This is a genomic window from Nitrosospira multiformis, assembly GCF_003050865.1.
In the GTDB taxonomy this organism is placed as follows: Bacteria; Pseudomonadota; Gammaproteobacteria; order Burkholderiales; family Nitrosomonadaceae; genus Nitrosospira; species Nitrosospira multiformis_E.
Genome location: NZ_QAOK01000079.1, coordinates 1 through 1,249, shown reverse-complemented (window position 1 = coordinate 1,249; position 1,249 = coordinate 1). Strand labels below are relative to the sequence as shown.

Annotated in this window: 1 protein-coding gene; it reads right to left on the bottom strand. The window is 59.0% G+C overall.

The annotated features are described in order from the left end of the window. Nucleotides 1-1,249, bottom strand: a 1,249-nt coding sequence (locus C8R21_RS15535; protein ID WP_258192459.1) for a condensation domain-containing protein, incomplete at both ends; no start/stop codon positions are given.

Sequence of the window (1,249 nt, the reverse complement as noted above, 5' to 3'; positions counted from 1 at the left end):
TTGATCCCCCAGATCTGAAGCTGCGCCCGCTCGGCTTCACTGAGGATGTCGATGTTGCCAAGGCTCTGCTGCGGATGCTCGGCCAGTTGCTCCAGAAGATGCAGATAATGGTCGCCAAGCCGTCCAATGGTGGCAGGCTCAAACAGCTCGGCGGCATAGGTGAAGGTGGCTTCCAGCCTGCCATCCGGCTGCTCAACCGTATCCAGGGTCAGTTCAAACTGCGCCGCCTGCTCGCTCAACTCGTGATTTTCCACCGTGAGCCCGGGCAATTGCTCAAGTGCCCGGTAGTCTTCGCGCAGGTGGTTGTACATGACCTGAAACAGAGGATTCTGGTTCAGGTTGCGTTCGGGTTGCAGTGCTTCAACCAGTTGCTCAAACGGCAAATCCTGGTGGGTCTGGGCACCCAGCGCTGCTTCCCGCGTCTGATCGAGCACCGTGTGCAGGGACATGCGCCCATCCATGAGGGTGCGCAATACCTGAGTGTTGACGAAGAATCCGACGATGTTTTCTATTTCAGCCCGATGCCTGTTGGCAATCGGCACGCCCACACGGATATCCCGCTGGCCGGTATAGCGATAGAGCAAGCCCTGAAAGCCCGAGAGCAGCGCCATGAACAGGGTCGCTCCCTGGCTTTGCGCCTGACGCTGCAAGCGTGTAACCAGACCCGCAGGTAATGTGAAGGTGTGGCGCGCCGCACGGTAGTTGGCCTTGGAAGATCGAGGATGATCGGTGGGCAATTGCAATACCGGATGCTCTTCCCCCAACTGGCTGCGCCAGTAGGTCAACTGGCGCTCCTTCTCTCCCGCTTCCAGCCAGTTGCGCTGCCATATCGCGTAATCGGCATACTGGATCGGCAGTACCGGCAGGGAGAGCTCCTGCCCCTGTTTCTCCCCCTCCTGCTCCTGCTGCACCCCTGCCCGATAGTGAGCGGCAAATTCGTCAATGACAATGCGGTTGGACCAGGCGTCCGAGATGATGTGGTGCATCACCACCACAAGAAGATGTTCTTCCGGTGCAATGCGGATGAGAGCAACCCGAAGCAGCGGACCTTGCGTCAGATCAAAGGGCGTTCCGGCTATCCGGCACGCTTCTTCACCGGCTTGCGCTCTCGCTTGTTCCAGCGGCAGTCCGGAAAAGTCAGTCAGCGGAATTTCAATCCGCGGCTCATCTTCGATGATCTGCTCCGGCAGCCCTTCCGCATTGGCCCTGAATATCGTACGCAACGACTCATGCCGTCTGCTCAGCGCCG